The sequence below is a fragment of the Chlorobium sp. KB01 genome (genome assembly GCF_001975465.1).
Lineage (GTDB): Bacteria > Bacteroidota > Chlorobiia > Chlorobiales > Chlorobiaceae > Chlorobium.
This window is the reverse complement of record NZ_MPJE01000076.1, coordinates 28,393-44,763: the sequence shown is the minus strand read 5'-3', so window position 1 is coordinate 44,763 and position 16,371 is coordinate 28,393. Positions and strand designations below refer to the sequence as shown.

Below are 16,371 nucleotides of genomic sequence, written 5' to 3'. Positions count from 1 at the left end.
TATTCTGTTTAATCGCTGTTTCCGTAACACGCTCTTTCAGAGAGAAGTGTAGAGCGGCTTTCTCAGATTTTCGTCTGCCATACTATAAATGTCGCAAAAATTGCGGCAACTTTTTTCGGGTATTTACATGAATGAAATTTCTCTTTGTCGCTGAACTCCCTGAAGTCATTGATCTCCTTGTAGTCCTTTTCGTTCAATAGTCTTTAGTGGCTTTTTTGTTATTATATTATTCGTTGTATATCTGCTGAGTTGCATGGTTGCAACAGCTCGACCGGTAATCCAGAACAATGAAGGTGACATCTGATGGCTGAAACCATACTCCGGCTTGAAAACATCCGCCGGGAACTCGAACTCTCCAAAGATATTCGCCAGACCATCATTCCAAACCTTTCGCTTGAGATTCTGAAGGGAGAGTTTATTGCTATCACCGGTCCATCGGGTTCCGGCAAATCGACACTGCTCTATATGATGGGCGGGCTTGACAAACCGACACTCGGTACAGTCTGGCTTGACGGAGAGGAGATAACCGAAAAAAACGAGTCGGAGATGACCCGCATCCGCAATGAAAAGATAGGGTTTATCTACCAGTTTCATTTTCTTCTGCCCGAGTTCAATGCCGTTGAAAATGTGAGTCTTCCGATGATGATCAATGGACGGCGCAGCCGCAAGGAGATCAGGGAGCGGGCAATGCACCTGCTTGACATGGTGGAACTTCAGAACAAATATACCAACAAGCCAAGCCAGCTCTCAGGCGGTCAGCAGCAGCGGGTTGCCATTGCAAGGGCTCTGGCCAACGAGCCAAAATTGCTTCTTGGTGATGAACCGACCGGTAACCTTGATTCCCGATCAGCAGACAATGTCTACCAGCTTTTTGACCGGTTGAACCGGGAGTTAAGTCAGACCATTATTGTTGTGACCCACGATGAGGAGTTTGCCAACCGTGCAGGGCGGCGGATTCATCTTGTTGACGGAAAAATCGATAGTGACCGTCTGCTCAGAGCGTCAGCCGGGAAGCCGATTCAGGTGTGATCAGTCAGACCCTTTTACAAACGTATGCTATGCCGTTGTCACTCGATCAAATTAAGCTTACCCATCCCCATCTCCACCGGGCATTTTCATTGCTTGATGATGGTGAGCAGCATCTTCAGCGGATCAGTGAACTCGACCGGTACTGGCCGCTTGTGAAGCATCCTGTCAGAGAGGTTATTTTGCCTGCAGAGCAGCTTCCCGCCGATGTGCGTATAAGCGGTGAATATGACCTGATCTATGCAGGCGGGACGCTTGGTCTCCTGCATGCTGCCGTGATGGCAGGAACCTATGGCCGGAAGGTTATGGTTTTTGATCGCCGTCTGCCGGCAAAATCGACACGGGACTGGAATATTTCACGCCAGGAGCTGCTTAATCTCTCCGCAATAGGCCTTTTTACCGAAGAGGAGGTTGATTCCGTCATTGTCCGGAGCTATAAAACCGGATGGGTAGGGTTTTACAAGCCCGACGGCAGTCAGAAGCGGCTCTATATGGAAAATGTGCTTGATTGTGCGGTTGATGCCGACCGGTTGCTCGGCATGGCAGAGGCCAAAGTTCAGGCCTTTCCGGGATGCCGGGTGGTTGCAGAACGGTCGTTTATCGGTTGCTACCGGTTTGATGATCATATTGTTGTCGAGGTTGAGGACAAGCAGGGAAAGAGCCTTTTCTACAGGGCGAAGGTGCTGGTTGATGTGATGGGTATTCTCTCTCCTGTTGCAATGCAGTTGAACGAGGGGATGCCCCAGACCCATGTATGCCCGACAGTCGGCACCATTGCAAGCGGTTTTGAAAATGCGGATTTCGATACCGGTGAAATTCTTGTCAGTACCGCTCCGGCCGATACCACTTCGGGAACCGGGCGGCAGCTTATCTGGGAAGGGTTTCCTGCCGAAGCAAGGCAGTATATCACCTATCTATTTTTCTATGATGAGGTTGACTCCCCGAACGATAAATCACTGCTCGGGCTGTTTGAAACCTACTTCCGTACACTGCCGGAGTATAAAAAGCCCGGAAAGGATTTTGCGGTTCACCGCCCGGTTTACGGTATCATTCCCGCCTACTTTCATGATGGCTTTAACCGGACCAGAGAAATTGCCGATGACCGGATTATTCTCTTTGGGGATGCCGCTTCACTTGGCTCACCGCTCACCTTCTGCGGCTTCGGATCCATGGTGCGCAATCTGTCGCATCTGACCGCCGACCTTGACCGGGCTCTGAGTGACAACAATCTCTCGAAAAGGCATCTCGAAAAGATCAGCGCCTATGAGCCAAATGTTGCTTCGATGGCCAATCTTATGAAATATATGTGTTTTAACTCCGCCACCGATGAGCCGAACTTTGTCAATGATATGATGAACGAGGTTATGATTGTGCTTGATGAACTGCCCCGGCACTATCGTCAGGCGATGTTTCGTGATGAAATGAAGATCGAGGAGCTCATTCATGTCATGCTTCGTGTGGCCTGGCGATACCCCAGGGTACTGACGGCAACATGGGAGAAACTCGGCATTCAGGGCTCGCTTGGTTTTCTGAAAAATCTGGCCGGATGGGCCTGGTCTCCAGTCCGATAACCACTTGTCATCAATGACCGATATCATCAGTGCCAGTGAGGAGATTCTGCGGCTTCGCAGAGAGATTGAACGCCACAACCGGCTCTATTACCAGGAGGCAAAACCCGAAATCTCCGATTACGATTTTGACCTGCTTCTTGGGCAGCTTGTTGCGCTTGAGCAGCAGTACCCCGAACTTGTAACTCCCGACAGCCCCTCGCAGCGGGTTGGCGGTACCATTACGAAGGAGTTCACAGCTGTCCGGCACCGGGAGCCGATGCTGAGCCTCTCCAACACCTACTCGCTTGAGGAGGTTGAGGAGTTCTGCAACCGGCTGAGAAAGCTTCTTCTGCTTGAAGGAGTGCAGGAGCAGGAGCTGGTTGCCGAGCTGAAGTTTGACGGTGTTGCCGTCACGCTTCTCTATCGGGACGCTCTTCTTGTTCAGGGTGCGACACGCGGTGACGGAGTTCAGGGTGACAATATTACGGTCAATCTCAAAACCATCGCCACAATCCCTCTGCGGCTTGAGGGTTCTCTTGCCGGTGAACTTCAGGGGGAGGGGAGGGAGATTGAGGTACGGGGAGAGGTCTATATGCCGAAGCAGGATTTTGAACACCTTAACGAAACCCGCCCCGAAGAGGATCGCTTTGCCAACCCCCGCAACGCCACCGCCGGGACCCTCAAGCTTCAGGACTCTGCTGAAGTAGCCAGACGCAGGCTCTCTTTTGTTGCATACTATCTCAAAGGTCTCGGTGATGAAACCGCTTCGCATTTCTCAAGACTGAAGATACTCGAACGTCTGGGATTTCATACCGGCGGTCACTACCGGCTTTGCCGGGAACAGAACGAGATCAACCGCTTTATTGAAGAGTGGACCGAGAAGCGATGGAAGCTCCCTTATGAGACCGACGGTATTGTTTTGAAGCTCAATGATGTCCGGCTCTGGGAGAGGATAGGGGCGACAGCAAAAAGCCCCCGCTGGGCAATTGCCTACAAGTATCCTGCTCAGCAGGCGGCAACGGAGCTGCTTGATGTGCTCTTCCAGGTTGGCCGGCTTGGAACCATCACTCCGGTAGCAGAACTCAAGCCGGTTTTGCTTGCCGGTTCAACCGTATCGCGCTCCACCCTGCATAACTTCGATGAGATTGAGCGGCTCGGTCTTATGGTGCATGACCGTGTGATTATCGAGAAAGCAGGAGAGGTGATTCCAAAGGTGATCCGTGTCGTTCTCGCGGAGCGCCCGGTAGAGGCGGAGCCGATTATCGTTCCTGTTCTCTGTCCGGAGTGCAATGCCCCTCTTGAAAAGCCGGAGAACGAGGTGAGCTGGTACTGCCCCAATGAAGCGGAGTGCCCGGCTCAAATCAGGGGAAGGCTGCTTCACTTTGCTTCGCGCAACGCCATGGATATCAAGACACTCGGCAAGGCTCTGGTCGATCAGCTGGTCGGGATGAAGCTTGTTCGCGATGTCGGAGATCTCTACCTGCTCCAGGAGCCGCAACTTGAAAATCTGGAGCGCATGGGCCGCAAGTCCGCGCAGAATCTTGTTCGGGCTCTTGCCGAGAGCCGTGAAAAAAGTTATGAGAGGCTGCTCTACGCACTCGGTATCCGTCATGTCGGTCGTGCAACCGCCCGTGAGCTTTCGGCGGCATACCCTTCGCTTGATCTCCTGCGGCAGGCCGGCGAGGAGGAGCTTGCAACGGTTCCCGATGTCGGCCCGATTGTGGCACGCAGCATCGTTGACTTTTTTGCAAAGCCTTCATTGGCAGCCCTCTTTGAAACGCTGCGTGATGCGGGAGTTCAGGTAAGTGCGGCAGGAAAGCCCGAGCAGGTCAACCGGAATTTTGAGGGCATCAGCGTTATTTTTACCGGCGGGCTTGAGCGTTATGACCGTCAGAAAGCCTCCGAACTGGTTATTGAGCGGGGTGGCAGGGTGGTCGGTTCGGTCAGTAAAAAAACCGGCCTTGTTGTTGCCGGCCGTGATCCCGGAAGCAAGCTTGAAAAGGCGTTGAAGCTCGGGGTGAGGGTAGTATCAGAGGATGCGTTTGATGCAATGTTATAAATCTGATCCAGTATGGCAATGGCACCACATTACCGGGTGGCGATCTTCGGGTCGGCCAGAATTGAAGAGGGTGACCGGGATTATCAGGATGTTTTTGCGATTGCCAGAGGGTTGGCTGAAGAGGGGTTTGATATTGTGACCGGCGGTGGACCCGGGCTTATGCAGGCGGCAAATGCCGGTTCCCGAAGTGCCCGGTCAGAGAGCCGCTCAATAGGGCTGAACATCCGGCTTCCCCGTGAGCAGGAGCCGAATCCGTTTCTCGATATCAAGGAGGAGTTCCCCCTTTTCAGCAGTCGTCTCGACAACTTTATGGCACTTTCCGATGCCGTAGTGGTTGCCCCCGGCGGAATCGGTACACTGCTTGAACTCTTTTACGCCTGGCAGCTTGTCCAGGTGGAGCGAATCTGCGAAACGCCGATCATTCTTTATGGTGCGATATGGAGTGATCTTCTGAGCTGGCTGAAGCGTGAGGTGATGGAGCGCGGGCTTTTCAGTAAAGGCGATATGCACATGATTTTTCATGTGATGGAGCCGGAGCAGGTGGTAGAGCTGATTAAAAAAATCCATAGCGATCGCTTCAAGCAGGAGCATGCATGCAGGAACTTCTCGAAATATCGCAATGAGCTTGATGCACAGAACCAGTAACGATGCACGCGATGAAAGAGAAAAAACGGTATATGATGATCCTCTCGCGGCTGATGCTGACCGCTGCGGTGGTAGTTATAAGCTGGCAGGCAACGGTTCGGAGCGGAGTGAATCTGCATGTCGAAAACGGTGACAAGCTGCTTCACTTTCTGGCTTTTGCTGTGCTTGCCGTGCTTGTGGATTTTGCTTTTCCGAAGAGCCGCTTCGGGGTGTTCAAGATCATACCGCTCATTCTTTATGGCCTTGCCATTGAGTATGTGCAGTCATTTCTGCCCAGCCGTTCAGCCTCTCTGGCCGATCTTCTTGTCGATATTGTCGGTATAGGCAGTTACCTTGTTTCCATTCCGATGCTCCAGCGCCTCCCTCTGCTTCAGGCCCGCTGGGCGGTGTAATCTCTTTATTTCCGGGCTACGTAGAGAATAGAGGTTTCAAAGGTCATGGGGAAATAGTCCGCCTTGCTGAATCCTGCTTTGCGGAGGATTGCGGTGAATGCTTCAGCCTGTGGAAACTTTTCAACCGAGTGGGGCAGGTAGTCGTAGGCAAAGGTGGATTTGCTGAACAGACCCGCGATTTTCGGCAGAACCTTCTTGAAGTAGATGAGGTAAAGCTTTTTCATCACGTCGTTTCTCGGTATCATCGGCTCAATAATCAGGGTGTAGCCCCCCGGTTTGAGCACCCGGTGGAACTCCTGCATTCCCTTTTCAAGGTCTTCAAAGTTTCTTACGCCGAACCCCGCGCTGACTATATCGAAACTTGCATCATTGAAGGGGAGTTTTTCTGCATACCCCTCAAGAAACGTTATCTCCGGGTATTTTTTTCTTGCGAGCACCAGCATTTCAGGCGAAAGATCAAGTGCAGTAACCTTTGCCCCAGCTATTTTTGCCATGGAGGCAGCCAGATCACCGGTGCCGGTGGCGACATCAAGAATTTGAGGCAGAGGAGTGTTCTGCAACAGTTTTTTTGCCCTGCCGGTGGCGTTTGCCCTCCAGTAATTGTCTATTCCGAGGCTCAAGAGGTGATTTAAAAAATCATAGGTCGGAGCAACCTCATCAAACATCTGCTGAATCGAGGCTCTCGATTTGGTCCGGTTCAGGGATTTGGCGTTCTCTTTGGATTGATTTGCCATTGGTTCAGCTTTTTTTACCATATACCTCTTCCGGATTAAACATCAGCGTATCGCAGATATCCATGGTCATATCAGGGTTTGCCTTGCGATAAAAGCATGAGTGGTAGCCAACGTGGCAGGCACCACCTGTCTGGGATACTTTCAGGAGCAGGGTATCGCCATCGCAGTCGATAAGAATATCATGAACATCCTGCATGTTGCCGGATGATTCTCCTTTCAGCCAGAGCTCCTTGCGGCTTCGGCTCCAGTAGCAGGCTTTCTTTCTGTCGAAGGTCATTTGAAGGCTTTCGCGGTTCATCCATGCCATCATGAGTACCTTGCCGGTTTCATGATCCTGGACAATTGCCGGTACCAGTCCTTTTTCATCGAACTTTACGGTGTCAAGAAAGCTTTTCCTGTTATCTTGATTATCGCCCATTGATACTGTAGATTAAGTGTTTTTTATACCCCGGCCCCTCTTTTGGCGGCAGGAATCGAAAATGTTTTTAAAGATTGATAAAATTATGGAAAAACCAAGGTCGGAATGGAGAAATAGTGCAAAACATGTAACTTCCCAAAGCCGAATTATTCAGATAAACTATAAATGAATACCCTACAGAAAGTTTTTCCGAAATATTCCATAGCCCTTGGTGTTCTGTTTGTTATCACGGTGTTTTTTTTGATTACAAGGGGAAATACCGTTGATATTGAGGCCGGAGAGGTGACCAATGCTGAACTTGTCCAGGCGATCTATGCTACAGGGTTTGTTGAGGCGGAGTCGATAGCCAACCTCAATACAGAATTTTCCGGAACCGTCAGTTATATTGGCGCAAAGGAGGGCGAGTCGGTCAAAAGAGGCCAGAACATCATCTCCTTCGACAGTCCCCAGCCCCAGTTTGCCGTCAGTGAAGCGCGTTCATCAGTTGCCGAGCAGGATGCCCAGGCACGGGAGAGCAGAGCGCAACTGAAGAGAAAGAGAAATCTCTACCATGAAGGGGCGATCTCCCGCCAGGATCTTGATGAAGCCGAGAAGAAGAGCGTTCAGGCTGATGAGCTGCTTCAGCAAAAGGCATTACAGTTGAAGATGCGCCAGGATGATCTCAACAAGCTCTTCGTGAAGGCCCCTTTCGACGGGGTACTGACCTTGCAGAACGTCAAACAGGGTGATTATCTCCCTGCCGGTACTCTTGTTGCCAGAGTGGTTGATCCTGCGGGCTATCTGATCAGTGTGGAGGTCGATGAACTTGATGTGCCCCGTATCCGCAATGGTCAGAAGGCCACGGTTGTCTTTGATGCCTACCCTGATCAGCGGCTTTCAGCAGTTGTTTCGCGCATCGTGCCGCAGACGGACAAAATCACCAAAACTTCAAAGATCTATCTGACCATTGACAAGCCGGCGGGTACTATTCAGGCAGGTATGACAGCGACAGCAAACATTATCTACAACGTCCGCCAAAATGCCCTGCTGGTCAGAAAAAGTTCGGTTTTTGAGGAGAATCATCAGAACTATGTCTGGAAAATCGAAAAGGGTCGCCTGAAAAAGCAGCCGATTCGCCAGGGATCCAGTGACCTGACCTTTGTTGAAGTTCTGCAGGGGTTAAAAAAAGGGGATAAAGTGGCTCTTGTTCCCGACAAGGGACTTCATGAAGGGATGGATGTCAGAATTGTTCAGGCAGGGAAACCCTGAGATATTGATTGCCGCCGAATGCCCTCAAAAGAGAAAATAGCCGTTATTCTTGTCGCTCATGGTGAGGCAGAGACCAATCTTTTTACAGAAAACTATCGCGTAACCCGTCAAACACTTGCTCACGCATCACTTGTGATGCCGATTCCAGCTCTTCTGCAGCGCACGATAGCCGTATCCTCTTCGCTGAAAAAAATTATTCGTGCCCGAACCGATCCCCGCTGTTCCCCCCAAAACCGGATTACCCGTGACCAGGTCGCAGCCCTGCAGCACTATCTGGATGCATCTGCATTTCAGGATCTTCCTGATTTTGAGGTGCATGCAGCTTTTTCAGCCTCACCGCCCTATGCGGAGAGCGTCATTGAAGCGACCCGAGACTGTTCAGGGCAGATCATTATCTCAATGGCACCTGTTGACTCAAGCCTATCCTGCGGTCTGCTCTGTTCCTGGCTGAAATCATCGCGCAGCCCGGGGGAGCTCGGAAACGTCAGAGTGTTAAGCAGGTTCTGGGCGGATGAGCAGCTGCACAGGCTTTATCTTGATCACCTGTTTCAATCCTGCGGTGACAAGCCGAAAGATCAACCGGTTCTGAGGGATGAAGAGCGGCTTCTGCTGCTTCTGTTTCACGGTACACTGGTTAGTAACAAAAAAGGTGAAGTTCCTCCGTTTCGGACCGGCCTTGAAGGTACACTGGGTTTTGCCGAACGGCTCGGAGATCTGATTCCCGGTGACAGCCGCAATCCATACGGCAGGATCATGACGGTATACCTCAATCATGATGTTGGCGGGAGCTGGACCACCCCCTCTTTTTCTGAAATCTGTTCGCAGCTTCAAAAAGAGAGCTCTTTACGTGTTGATCTTTTTGCCTGCGGATATTTTTCCGACGGAAATGAGACCATTCGCCGTGCTGATGAGCTCAGATCCGCAACGTCTGTACAAGATGCTGTACTTATTCCCTGCCTCAACACTTCCCGCGAGTTTATAGCCTATCTTGGTGATCGCGTGATCCGGGCGGCAAGACAGATAACCCGCTTAGGCTAACCCTCTCCGGCTTTCAGCATCGGGCACTGTTGACCAATGGTACGTGTACTTGCACTCTTCCCAAAGATCGGACTGAATGGTTAACACCCCGCAGTTGTTCCAATAGTTTGAGCGGATGCATATTGATGCTGAAAAAATGAAGAGGAGCTGATATTATGGGTCGAGCAGCTGTTTTTATTGACGGCGCAAATCTGTTTTATACGCAGCGCCATCTCGGGTGGCAGATAGATTTTTCACGGCTGATGGCTTTTTTTATGACAGGATATGCTTCGGTAGAGGCCAATTACTACGTTCCGGCATCCGAGCCGGTATCGGAAGAAAATGCGGCATTTACAAGGGTACTGACTGCCCAAGGTTACCGGATCATCTCCAAACCGGTCAAAAAAATTGTCAACAAGGAGACCGGAGAGGTTATCATGAAGGGCAATCTTGATGTCGAGCTTGTTGTCGATGCGTTAATCGACAGTGAACGCTATGATACCTTTATGCTTTTCAGTGGCGACAGTGATTTTCTTCCTCTGCTCAGAGCGCTGAAAGAGAAGGGAAAAGAGGTTATTGTCTACTCCACCCAGGGATTAAGTGCAAGGGAACTGCTTGCAGAACCAAATGTTACCTATTGTGACCTTTCACTGCTCAGAGATCGTATCGGGCACCTGCGCAGCGGAGATACTCCGCGTACTGATTCCGCTTCAGCCCTTGCTCATGGCGGGTTTCCGGCTCGACTGCCCGATGTCGGGGAGCATTTTACCGGCACAGTCCTGAAGGTGAAGCCCTACGGAGTTTTTCTGAGCAACCCCTACCATGTCAAATGTCTTCTCCCCCTGAGTTTTCTCGGGGTTAGCCACTATATCAGGGATTTAACGGCGATTGTGCGGATGAGTGATGTTTTTGAGGTGACGGTTTTCCATGTGAATAAAGCAAAGGAGATTCCTGAAATCACCGTCAAGCTCATCGATAACGTGATGGTTGAAGAACTCGCTTCGCGAACTGCGGGGTGAAGAGGAAGAGCGTGGACTCCCGTGGAGGATGAGATGGTGGACAGAAGTGGACACGGTGGACAAGTTTTTGGCCACGAAACAGACGAAATGACACGAAATTGAAGAGATTTGAATTGTAGGGGCAAACCTGTGTGTTTGCCCTGCTCTTCGTCGTTGCTGCCCCTGATCTCTTCTATGTTCTTTTTTAAACAATAATAAAACCGGATCATATTATGAGTGATATTTTCAGTGATGCAATCGGGGCGGTAACCGCTCAGCTCTCCGGGTTATGGCCGCAGCCCGAGGTGAGCCCTCAGCTTGTGAATGGAAAACTCAGGCCCTGCCCCCCGACACCAAACTGTGTAAGCAGTGAGAGCAGCGACCTGATTCACCGGATCGACCCGCTGCCATTTTCGGGGTCACCTGAAGAGGCTATGGCGCGCTTGAAAAAAGTGATTACGGAGAAGGGCGGAACCGTGCAGCATGAAGAGCAGTGGTATATCTGGTCAACATTTACGGTTCCGGTAATCGGTTTTATCGATGATGTCGAGTTCAGACTCAGTCCTGAAGAGCGTGTTATTCATGTTCGATCCTCCTCAAGGCTCGGATTTTCCGATCTCGGTGTAAATCGCGCAAGGGTCGAAGAGCTGAGGAAAGCCTATTGATCACGAAACAGACGCAATTACACGAATTGGTGTAGGGGCGATCCTGTGTGATCGCCCGCTATGGTGATATTTCTTTTCGTCCTTGCTGTCCCTGAAGTCCCTGAGGTCCTTTTTTTGATTTTCTTTGCAATCCAAAAATCAGCATTCAAAATTTATAATTGCTGCAAGCGCAGCGGAAGCTCGAGATTGTTGGCTTCAAGCAGTGTTCTGTCGGAGAGAATTTCTCTCGTCTGACCGTCGGCAGCAATGCATCCGTTGTTCATGATGCATACCCGATCGCAGGTGTCCCAGATAAAATCGAGGTCATGTGAAACCGTGATTTTTGTTATTCCAAGCGAATTTACCAGGTTGATCAGTTTTCTCCGGTTTTTTGGATCAAGATCCGACGTCGGTTCATCCATGACAATCACATCCGGCTTCATGATCAGCACGGTGGCAAAGGAGGCAAACCGCTTCTGACCCTGCGAGAGGTGAGCCGGAGGTTTATCGCGCAGCTCCCAGAGATTCAGTTCCCGGAGCATCTCTTCAGCCAGGATTGCGATATCCCTGCGATTCATGCCGAGATTCTCCGGCCCGAAGGCCACATCATCGTAAAGCCTTGCCGTAAAGAGCTGGTCATCCGGATTCTGAAAAAGCAGGCCAACCATTTTATGGATCAGGTCAAGATTTTTTCTGCTCACTCTTATGCCGCCAATCGAAATGGAGCCCTCCATGGGCAGATAGTAGCCGTTCAGGTGATTGACCAGTGTCGATTTCCCTGCCCCGTTTGCTCCTGCAATACCGACGGCGCTCCCTTCGGTTATGGCAAGGTTGATGTTCTCAATTGCTTTTGTTCCGTCAGGGTAGGAAAAAGAGAGTCCTTCAATGGAGATCATTCAGGTGATAATTAAAAGATCAGGCGAAGCACCAGGAAAAAGAGCGTCCAGAGTCCAACGGTTTTCCACTCTTGAGGGCTCATGTTCGCAGGAGAGCGGCTTGCGAGCCGTCCATCGAAACCTCTGGCACTCATGCTGCGGTAAAGCCTTTCGGCACGGACTGTTGTTCTCAATAGCAATGATCCAAGGAGAGGAGCTGTTCGAAAGAGCCCTTTTCCTCTCCTGCCGAACGAGCGGATATCCCTTGCCTTCTGCATTGCCTGGGCCTCTTTATGCAAAACGGAGCTGTAGCGCTCGAGCAGTATAAGCTGTGTTACGAGGAGATCGGGAACATGAAGTGATTCAAGCGCGCTGCAGATACGATAAAACGGAATGCAGAGGGTAACGGTGAGGAGACCGGCAACGGAAATGATTGTTTTTGCTACAATAACCGTACCGGAAATCATCCCTCCGCTGAAGGTTATACCGGAGATAGTCATGACGGGGTTCCGGTCCAGCACAAGATTTCCGGCAGCCATAAAGAGCACAAAGGGGGAGATCTGCAACAGTCGTTTCACAATGATGTTCACGTCAAGCCTTGTCGCAAACATGAGAAATAGCGGAAAGGTCCCGAAAGCAATTACTCCTGGAAGGTTGAATTTCGGAACCGAAAGCAGTGAGAAAACAAAGAGAACCGTCACGATCAGGGCAGAGCGGTCACTCCCGAGGAATAGAGAGACCGGAGTTGCTCTTTCATGCCTGGCAGTGCCAGAGTCATCTGAGTGGAGTCGGGAGCGCATCACTGGCGTTCCGCTTCAGTTCGTTTTCTGCCCAGTAGCAGGCCTATGGTTCCGGCTGCAGCAAGGACGGAAAGACTTCCGACGATACCGGACAGAGTTGTGCCCGCATTTACAGGTGATTCCGGGTTCCTGAGGGATTCCGTGGTGGACTTGAAGCCGTAATCGGGCAGGAATGCGACCTTCTGCTGCAGAGCAGCAAGGGCATTATGCAGAGGTTCGCTGACCGGTCGGAACTCTGAGGAACCCGATACTTTCGCTATTGACCATTCAAGTCCGTCGGGTTGCGGGGAGGCATACCAGGAGAGTACCCCTCCGACGAGGAGCGAAAGAACAGCAAAGAGTGCGAAAGTCGAACGGGGATGAACGGCGGTTCCGGAGGGAACGAGCAGAGACGGCTCTGTTCGTGCAATGAAAACGAGTACACCCCAGGTAACCAGACCCTCAACAATACCGATAGCAAGATGGACCGGCAGCATGAAAAGCAGAAAAGTGCCGAACGGTAACTCAGTTATTCCCGATAAAACCGTTTGCAGTACAACGGAGAGTGCACCCATCAAAAGACCCGCTGTGGCGGCCATTAAGCTGCCGAAAGCAAGTTTTTCCGGTGATGCAGATCCCCCGCCGATAACCCGATAGATAAAGGGAAATGCAATAAATGCAGGGAAAAATGCCAGATTGAAGATATTGCAGCCAAGGGCCAGGAGGCCTCCATCCGCAAAAAAGAGGCACTGAATGATGAGTACCGAGGCCAGCGTAATAAATGCCCGGTAGGGGCCGAGCAATATGGCAAGCAGCAGTCCTCCGCCAAGATGACCGCTTGAACCGGTGCCGGGAATGGTGAAGTTGATCATCTGTGCAGCAAAAACAAATGCTCCGAGTACACCCATGAATGCTGTTTTGCTGTTGTCGTTCTCTTCGGTGATTATTTTTGCCGAATAGCCGATGAGCGCCCCGCTTGCAATCCAGAATGTGCCGCCGACAACCGGAGACAAGAGCGAGTCAGACATGTGCATGATGATAGTTCCTCCGGTTTGTTGATCTTCGTGCTATGAAATTAATAATTGTAACACCAAACTGCAATGAGTGGATTTGTTGAAAACAGATTTCCGACCGTTAAAACCGGGCTGTCAGTCCGGCGAGAAAAGCTGTATCGGTTTCAGCTTCATTGAGTCCGTATTTGAGGCCGAAATCAAGATCAAGACTCTCTGCAACAGCGCAAATGACTCCCCCGAGAAGAAACGCAGGATGCTTTTTTGACGCCTTTGCATCATTCGTTTCAATTCCTGAGTTCAGAACGGCACGAAGATCTCCCGTTACATTGATTTCGGTTCCGATAGAACCATGCCATATATGGTTTCTTGTATTATCATCACCCTTTTCGATACGGCTGTAGCCGAGATTGCAGTGCACGGCTCCGAGCCGGGCTGCACGGGTTGCAATGAGTAGCAAGCTCTCCTGGAATAGATCGCTTCCCAGCCCTTTTTGGGCATTGCCTGTTGGTATGGTGATGCCCGGTTTCAGGGCAAAGCTTAAACCGGTTGTTTTATCATCAAAAAAACGCCATTTCATTTCGATGGTCATATCCCCGATGCCCCTTGCATCCTGTGACGTAATGCCATTCGATTTTATCGACAGCCATTTTTCGGGCAGAGCTGTGACGAGGTCAATATTGTCGGCAATGCCCCAGGAGAGAGCCGCTGCAGCCTCTCCGCTGTGCTCTTTTTCTGTTCCACCGTCCCGGTTGTCGCTTGCGAACTCACTGTTCATTTCAATCTGGAATTTTCCCTTTCCCTGGGTACCGGTATCATCAGTTACGAGCGGATGGGTCGCGTAGGCGTTTGTTGATACAAAAAGAGTGAAAATGAAAACAGCGCTTTTTTTCAGCATGGGTATGAAGGATAGCGGGATTAATTATAACGCTGATTGTGGTTGACGATAGCACTAAAATAATAATCGTGTTACTTTAATCAAAAAAAATGTACCGCTGCTCAATACATGCCGTTTTTTTTGATTCAGCCTGCGGATGAAGAGATGCTCAGGCTCAGATGCTTGACTCCGACCTGGACCTTGAGGGTTGTAGCAAGTTTTTCAACATCGGAGGCACGGCCTTTTACAGCAATAATTTCAAGGCAGTGGTGATGGTCGAGGTGAACGTGCTGGGTTGAAATGATGGTCTCCTGAAAGTCATGCTGGATGTCAAGGAGCAGGTTGACCAGTTCACGCTTGTGATGGTCATAGGTCATGACAATGGCCCCGGCAACCGTACCTCCATCGATCCACTGTTTTCTTATGAGCTCTTCACGGATAAGGTCTCTGAGTGCTTCAGAGCGGCTTTTATAGTGCTGTGCCTCAATATGGCGGTCGAACGTGTCGATCAGTGCTTTTTCAAGGGAGACACCGAATCTGTAAAGTTCGCTCATTTGGGATTGGTGAGTTGGTGGACAAAATGGAGCGGAGGCTTCTCCGCTCCCCTTTGCGTGTTTATCGGGTCAGCTTTTCGTGAATGGCTTTGGCGGCAGTCCGTCCTGCGCCCATGGCAAGGATGACGGTCGCTCCGCCGGTTACAATGTCCCCGCCGGCATAGACACTCTCCTTTGAGGTTGCCATCGTGTTGATATCGACAACAATGGTATCCCGCTTGCTGACAGCGATATCCGGTGTGGTCTGATTGATCAGCGGATTGGAGCCATTGCCGATTGAGATGACCGCCATGTCAATCGGAAGAATGAACTCGGAACCCTTTATCGGTACCGGTTTGCGCCTTCCTGATTCGTCTGGTTCACCCAGCTCCATTTTAAGGCATTTTGCTCCCGTCAGCCACTGCTGCTCATTGCCTATAAACTCCAGAGGGTTCATGAGCAGCAGGAACTCTATGCCCTCTTCCTTTGCATGATGGATCTCCTCTTTACGGGCGGGCATTTCCGCTTCCGAGCGACGGTAGACAATGTAGGCATGCTCAGCGCCAAGCCGTTTGGCGGTGCGTACGGCATCCATGGCGGTATTTCCACCTCCGAACACGGCAACATTTTTCCCCTTGCAGTTGAATACCGGGGTGTCATTGTCCGGGAACCGGTAGGACTTCATCAGGTTGACCCTGGTGAGGAACTCATTGGCGGAATAGACTCCGAGCAGATTTTCACCGGGAATACCCATGAACCATGGCAGACCGGCACCTACACCGATAAAGATTGCATCAAAATCCTCATCTTTCAAAAGCTCGTCAATGGTAACGGTACGGCCTGCAACGGTATTGGTTACAAAATTCACACCGAGTTTTTTGAGCCCTTCAAGTTCACCCTGTACAATTGATTTGGGAAGGCGGAATTCAGGAATGCCGTACATCAGCACCCCGCCCAGTTCGTGAAGCGCTTCAAAAACTGTCACGGCATGACCAAGCTGTATAAGGTCATTGGCGCAGCTCAGACCGGCAGGACCGCTTCCGATAACTGCGATTTTTTTGCCGGTTGCCGGCTGTACTTTCGGCAGTTCCACACTTCCGCTCTCACGCTCGTAATCGGCTGCAAAGCGTTCAAGGTTGCCGATGGCGACAGGTTTGTTTTTTCTGCCGACAACGCACTCTTTCTCGCACTGATCCTCCTGGGGGCAGACTCTTCCGCAGATAGCGGGAAGAACATTATCCTCCTTGATCTTGCGGGCCGCACCGGTGAAATCACCTTCGGCGATCAGTTTGATGAACTGATCAATCTTGATATTGACCGGACACCCCTTGATACAGGGGGCATCCTTGCACTGAATACATCGGAGCGCCTCCTGTTGAGCCAGTTCAGCGGTATAGCCAAGATTGACCTCCCTGAAGTTCTTGTTGCGAACGTCCGGATTCTGCGCCGGCATCTCCTGACGGGGGATTGCCATGCGTTCTTTTTTTGTGATATGCTGTGCGTCCATAGTAATCCTTCTGAAAAAGAGAGTTTGTTGATACTGCTATAGCTCTCCCTTTATGACAA

18 protein-coding genes are annotated in these 16,371 nt (G+C 50.8%); 9 read left to right on the top strand and 9 right to left on the bottom strand.

Going from position 1 to position 16,371, the window contains the following annotated elements; translation table 11 throughout:
* Window positions 1-62: 62 nt before the first annotated feature.
* Entirely contained in the window at window positions 63-197 is a 135-nt protein-coding gene (locus tag BOO20_RS13265; RefSeq protein ID WP_255372202.1) for a hypothetical protein, read from the bottom strand.
* A gap of 106 nt (window positions 198-303) precedes the next feature.
* On the opposite strand from BOO20_RS13265, the gene BOO20_RS08445 reads away from it, so the two are divergent.
* The 5 genes from BOO20_RS08445 to BOO20_RS08425 are packed head-to-tail and all read left to right on the top strand — an operon-like array spanning window position 304 to window position 5,672.
* The gene (locus BOO20_RS08445) at window positions 304-1,029 is read left to right on the top strand and encodes an ABC transporter ATP-binding protein (RefSeq protein ID WP_076792033.1); all 726 of its coding nucleotides are present in this window, start codon (window positions 304-306) and stop codon (window positions 1,027-1,029) included.
* 29 nt (window positions 1,030-1,058) lie between these two features.
* Window positions 1,059-2,597 carry a hypothetical protein gene (locus tag BOO20_RS08440; RefSeq protein ID WP_076792031.1) on the top strand — a complete coding sequence of 513 codons (1,539 nt, stop codon included), beginning with the start codon at window positions 1,059-1,061 and terminating at the stop codon, window positions 2,595-2,597.
* A 13-nt stretch (window positions 2,598-2,610) separates the two neighbouring features.
* Window positions 2,611-4,635 (top strand): NAD-dependent DNA ligase LigA, encoded by a 2,025-nt coding sequence (gene ligA, locus BOO20_RS08435; RefSeq protein WP_076792030.1) that lies wholly within the window; start codon window positions 2,611-2,613, stop codon window positions 4,633-4,635.
* Between the two features lie 18 nt (window positions 4,636-4,653).
* A complete protein-coding gene (locus BOO20_RS08430; RefSeq protein WP_076792059.1) occupies window positions 4,654-5,280 on the top strand; it encodes an LOG family protein in 627 nt (208 codons plus the stop codon).
* An 11-nt stretch (window positions 5,281-5,291) separates the two neighbouring features.
* A complete protein-coding gene (locus tag BOO20_RS08425) occupies window positions 5,292-5,672 on the top strand; it encodes a VanZ family protein (RefSeq protein ID WP_233120932.1) in 381 nt (126 codons plus the stop codon).
* A 5-nt stretch (window positions 5,673-5,677) separates the two neighbouring features.
* Here BOO20_RS08425 and ubiE read toward each other — a convergent pair whose 3' ends face one another.
* Together ubiE and hisI are read right to left on the bottom strand one after the other, a co-directional pair.
* Window positions 5,678-6,427 carry a bifunctional demethylmenaquinone methyltransferase/2-methoxy-6-polyprenyl-1,4-benzoquinol methylase UbiE gene (gene ubiE, locus BOO20_RS08420; protein WP_076792028.1) on the bottom strand — a complete coding sequence of 250 codons (750 nt, stop codon included), beginning with the start codon at window positions 6,425-6,427 and terminating at the stop codon, window positions 5,678-5,680.
* Complete coding sequence (hisI, locus tag BOO20_RS08415; protein ID WP_076792026.1) at window positions 6,411-6,824, bottom strand: phosphoribosyl-AMP cyclohydrolase; 414 nt, start codon at window positions 6,822-6,824, stop codon at window positions 6,411-6,413. Before hisI ends, ubiE begins: the two co-directional genes overlap by 17 nt.
* A gap of 165 nt (window positions 6,825-6,989) precedes the next feature.
* On the opposite strand from hisI, the gene BOO20_RS08410 reads away from it, so the two are divergent.
* The 4 genes from BOO20_RS08410 to BOO20_RS08395 all read left to right on the top strand — a co-directional run bounded on the left by BOO20_RS08410 (window position 6,990) and on the right by BOO20_RS08395 (window position 10,752).
* Window positions 6,990-8,072 carry an efflux RND transporter periplasmic adaptor subunit gene (locus BOO20_RS08410; protein ID WP_076792025.1) on the top strand — a complete coding sequence of 361 codons (1,083 nt, stop codon included), beginning with the start codon at window positions 6,990-6,992 and terminating at the stop codon, window positions 8,070-8,072.
* A gap of 18 nt (window positions 8,073-8,090) precedes the next feature.
* On the top strand, window positions 8,091-9,110 hold the full coding sequence (locus tag BOO20_RS08405) for a ferrochelatase (protein ID WP_076792023.1): 1,020 nt from the start codon (window positions 8,091-8,093) through the stop codon (window positions 9,108-9,110).
* 155 nt (window positions 9,111-9,265) lie between these two features.
* Complete coding sequence (locus BOO20_RS08400; protein WP_076792022.1) at window positions 9,266-10,108, top strand: NYN domain-containing protein; 843 nt, start codon at window positions 9,266-9,268, stop codon at window positions 10,106-10,108.
* Between the two features lie 212 nt (window positions 10,109-10,320).
* Entirely contained in the window at window positions 10,321-10,752 is a 432-nt protein-coding gene (locus BOO20_RS08395) for a DUF1499 domain-containing protein (protein ID WP_006366315.1), read from the top strand.
* Between the two features lie 152 nt (window positions 10,753-10,904).
* On the opposite strand, the gene BOO20_RS08390 is transcribed toward BOO20_RS08395, so the two are convergent.
* From BOO20_RS08390 to gltA, 6 genes are all read right to left on the bottom strand, one after another.
* On the bottom strand, window positions 10,905-11,627 hold the full coding sequence (locus BOO20_RS08390; RefSeq protein ID WP_076792020.1) for an energy-coupling factor ABC transporter ATP-binding protein: 723 nt from the start codon (window positions 11,625-11,627) through the stop codon (window positions 10,905-10,907).
* Window positions 11,628-11,638: 11 nt separating this feature from the next.
* Window positions 11,639-12,406: an energy-coupling factor transporter transmembrane component T gene (locus tag BOO20_RS08385; RefSeq protein WP_076792018.1), complete on the bottom strand. Its 768-nt coding sequence runs from the start codon at window positions 12,404-12,406 to the stop codon at window positions 11,639-11,641.
* Window positions 12,406-13,419, bottom strand: a complete 1,014-nt coding sequence (locus tag BOO20_RS08380; RefSeq protein ID WP_076792017.1) for an energy-coupling factor ABC transporter permease — start codon at window positions 13,417-13,419, stop codon at window positions 12,406-12,408. Before BOO20_RS08380 ends, BOO20_RS08385 begins: the two co-directional genes overlap by 1 nt.
* Before the next feature lie 100 nt (window positions 13,420-13,519).
* On the bottom strand, window positions 13,520-14,293 hold the full coding sequence (locus tag BOO20_RS08375) for a transporter (protein ID WP_076792015.1): 774 nt from the start codon (window positions 14,291-14,293) through the stop codon (window positions 13,520-13,522).
* Between the two features lie 125 nt (window positions 14,294-14,418).
* Window positions 14,419-14,826, bottom strand: a complete 408-nt coding sequence (nikR, locus tag BOO20_RS08370) for a nickel-responsive transcriptional regulator NikR (protein ID WP_076792014.1) — start codon at window positions 14,824-14,826, stop codon at window positions 14,419-14,421.
* A 61-nt stretch (window positions 14,827-14,887) separates the two neighbouring features.
* Window positions 14,888-16,312, bottom strand: coding sequence for an NADPH-dependent glutamate synthase (gene gltA, locus BOO20_RS08365; RefSeq protein ID WP_076792013.1), 1,425 nt, complete (start codon window positions 16,310-16,312; stop codon window positions 14,888-14,890).
* Between the last annotated feature and the right edge of the window lie 59 nt (window positions 16,313-16,371).